Origin of the sequence: Methylobacterium crusticola, from assembly GCF_003574465.1 — a bacterium.
Taxonomy (GTDB): domain Bacteria; phylum Pseudomonadota; class Alphaproteobacteria; order Rhizobiales; family Beijerinckiaceae; genus Methylobacterium; species Methylobacterium crusticola.
This window is the reverse complement of record NZ_QOWC01000405.1, coordinates 1-2,905: the sequence shown is the minus strand read 5'-3', so window position 1 is coordinate 2,905 and position 2,905 is coordinate 1. Positions and strand designations below refer to the sequence as shown.

Below are 2,905 nucleotides of genomic sequence, written 5' to 3'. Positions count from 1 at the left end.
GCGAGGAGGCCCCCGGCGACCGCCGCGAGGCCGCCGCCGCGTGCCGCCCGCGGCCCGAGGCCCGTCGCCGTCAGGCGCTCCCGCATCCGCCGCTCCCGCATCAGGCGCTCCTGCGGAACAGCAGCAGCGCCGGCAGCAGCGCCAGGCCGGCGAGCCAGCGGCCGAGGTCCTGCCAGGCCAGCACCGCGTAGCCCCCCGCCGCGAGGTGGCGGGCGGTGGTCTCGCCGAGGGCCGCCAGCACCGGCCCGGGCGCGTCGAGGCTCCCGGCGACGCCGCCCCCGGTGCCGGCGAGGCGGTCGAGGGCCGCGCGCTGCGGCGGCGGCGCCTCGGGCGGCAGGGCGGGGGTCGGCACGAACAGGGTGTGCAGGCGGTGCCCCTCGCCCGCGAGGCCGGCGGCCTCCCGGACCGTCGCCGGATCGATCCCGCCGCCGTCGCCGATCAGCAGGACGTCGCCCGACACCACGGCGCCCTCGGCGAGGGTCCGGCGGGCGAGCGCCAGCGCCCGCGCCGGCCGGCTGCCGCGGTCCGGCACCGTGCCGCCGTCGAGGGCGAACAGGATGGTGCCGAGGGCGTCGCGGTCGGTCGTGGGCGCGGCCGCCAGGTAGGCGTCCCCGGCATACACCACGAGGGCGACCTGCCGGGAGCCGGCGGCCTCGGCGGCCCCTTGCGCGAGGGCCCGGGCCGCGCCGAGCCGGCCGCCCTCGGCGACGGAGCGCGACAGGTCCATCACCAGGATCGTGGCGTCGAGGTTGCGGAAGCCGGCCGCGTCGCGCCGCCGGATCGCCGGCCCGGCGAGCCCCAGCAGCACGAGCGCCGCCGCGGCGGCGATCAGCCCCCGCGCCGGCCGCCGCCCGGGCCGCACGCCGCCGCGGGCCGCGAGCGCCGCCATCAGGTGCGGCTCCACCGCCCGCCCCCAATCCCCGAGGGGGCCCGCCCGGTAGGCCGCCCGCCAGGCGAGGAGCGCGAGGAGCGGCAGCGCCAGGAGCCAGGCGGGGCGCAGGAGGGTGACGGCGTCCATCAGGCGCCCCGCCGCGCGAGCAGCAGCGCCACGGCGCTCATCAGCGCGACGGCGCCGGGCCAGGGCCAGAGGTCGCGCCGCAGGGGCACCGGCGGCGCCCGGGCGCTCCCGCCCTCGAGGGCGTCGATGGCGTCGGCCACCGCCGCGAGGTCGTCGCTGGTGCGCACCCGGAAGAAGCGCCCGCCGCTCGTGGCCGCCACGTCCCGCAGGGCCTCCGAATCGACCACGTCCTGCTCGCCGTCGGCGTCGGCGAGGTCCCGGGGCCCGAGGGCGATGGTGTGGACCCGCACCCCGAGCTCGCGGGCGAGGATTGCCACGTCCCGCGGCGTGGTCTGGCCGGCGTTGTTGGCCCCGTCCGAGAGCAGGATCACGACCTTGGCGGGTCCGGGCGCGTCGGCGAGGCGCTTGAGGGCGAGGCCGAGCCCGTCGCCGATGCCGGTGGAGCGGCCGACGAGGCCGATGCGCGCCTCCTCCAGGGCGCGGGCGACCGCGGCGGTGTCGAAGGAGGGGGCGGCGGCGACGTCGGCCTGGTCGGCGAAGATGACGAGGCCGATCCGGTCCCCGGCCCGGCGCCGGATGAAGTCGGCTCCCACCCGCTTCACCGCCGCGAGGCGGGAGGTGGTGCGGCCGTCGAGGGCGAAGTCGATCCGCTCCATGCTGCCCGAGAGGTCGAGGGCGAGCACGATCTCGCGGCCGGAGGCCGGCAGCGCGGCCGCCGCCATCACCAGCCGCGGCCCCGCGAGGGCGGTCACGAGGGCGGCCCAGAGCAGCCAGGCGAGGGCGGCCCGCCCCCGCCCCCGGGCCGCGAGGGCCTCGGCCCGGCCGATCCGGGCGACGATCGAGTCCGGCACCGCGAGCGCCCCGCCGGCGCCGCCGTCCCGGCGCGGCAGCAGCCGGGCCGCGAGCAGGGGCAGGGGCAGCAGCAGGGCCGCCCAGGGCGTCGCCCAGTCGAGGGGCAGGCCGGCGAGCGCCACGGATCAGGCCCGCAGGCGGGCGAGGAGGCGGGCGAGCCCGTCCTCGACCGGCCCGAGGTCGGGCGCGGGCCCCGGCGCGTAGAGGTCGAAGACGAGCGCCCGGCCCGGGCCGCGGCTGAAGAAGTCCGTGGACAGCCGCCGGTCGAGGCCGGCGGCCCGCTCGGCCTCCGCCCCTGCCTCCGCCCCTGCCTCCGGCACGCCGAGGGTGCGGGCGAGGCGGCGCACGAGGCGGGCGAGGGCGACGTGGCGGGAGGCCGGGTCGAGGCTCCGCGCGGCGGCGAGCTCCGCCAGCGCCGCCCGCCGCACGGGGCCGCGGCGCCGGGCGAGCCGGGCGCCGAGGAGGGCCGCGACCCCGGCGAGCACGAGGCCGAGGACGAGGGCCGCCGCCACGTCGAGCCGGATCAGGCCGGGGTCGGGCGGCGCGTGCAGCCCGCGCAGGTCGGCGAGGGCCGCCTCACAGCACGGCATCGAGGCGCTCCATCAGGGGGGCGAAGGCCTCGGGCCCGCCCTCCGTGTCGAGCCGCACGCCCTCGAGGCCGAGGCGCGCGAAGGCCGCGAGCCGGTCGTCGGCCGGCAGGCGGTCCCGGCGCACCCGGGCGGTGCCGCGCCGGCCGTCCGGGGTGGCGAAGGGATAGAGGCCGGGCGGCGGCTCGCGCTCGAAGGCGTCGCTCACCAGGATCAGGCTCAGGGAGACGCGCCCGGCGAGGGCCGCGAGGGCGGCCTCGAAGCCCGCGCCGGGGGCGTCGAGGGCGCTCGCCAGGACGAGGTGCCCGCCCGCCGGCAGGAGGGTGCGGGCCTGCTCCAGGGCCCCGAGGAGGGGCGGGTCGGGCCGGGGCGGCGCCGCGAGGGCCGCCGCGTGGGCCCGGGCGAGGGCGCCCGCGAGGGCCGCCATGGCGCGGGCGCCCCCGGCCGG

Annotated in this window: 3 protein-coding genes and 1 pseudogene; all 4 read right to left on the bottom strand. The window is 81.4% G+C overall.

All coding sequences use genetic code 11. The annotated features are described in order from the left end of the window. Positions 1 to 100 precede the first annotated feature (100 nt). Positions 101 to 1,021, bottom strand: coding sequence for a VWA domain-containing protein (locus tag DT057_RS34465; protein WP_128566496.1), 921 nt, complete (start codon positions 1,019 to 1,021; stop codon positions 101 to 103). Next, the gene (locus tag DT057_RS34460; protein WP_407068125.1) at positions 1,018 to 1,740 is read right to left on the bottom strand and encodes a VWA domain-containing protein; all 723 of its coding nucleotides are present in this window, start codon (positions 1,738 to 1,740) and stop codon (positions 1,018 to 1,020) included. Before DT057_RS34460 ends, DT057_RS34465 begins: the two co-directional genes overlap by 4 nt. Positions 1,741 to 1,995: 255 nt before the next feature. Beyond that, positions 1,996 to 2,460, bottom strand: a complete 465-nt coding sequence (locus DT057_RS34455) for a DUF4381 family protein (RefSeq protein WP_128566494.1) — start codon at positions 2,458 to 2,460, stop codon at positions 1,996 to 1,998. Continuing rightward, positions 2,447 to 2,905: pseudogene (locus DT057_RS34450) on the bottom strand (DUF58 domain-containing protein); the annotation flags it as partial. The gene DT057_RS34455 and the pseudogene DT057_RS34450, both read right to left, overlap by 14 nt.

Bases quoted from the DNA above. Each gene is read 5' to 3' on its own strand.
- DT057_RS34460 (WP_407068125.1), bottom strand. From the start codon at position 1,740: ATGGCGGCGGCCGCGCTGCCGGCCTCCGGCCGCGAGATCGTGCTCGCC.
- DT057_RS34455 (WP_128566494.1), bottom strand. From the start codon at position 2,460: ATGCCGTGCTGTGAGGCGGCCCTCGCCGACCTGCGCGGGCTGCACGCG.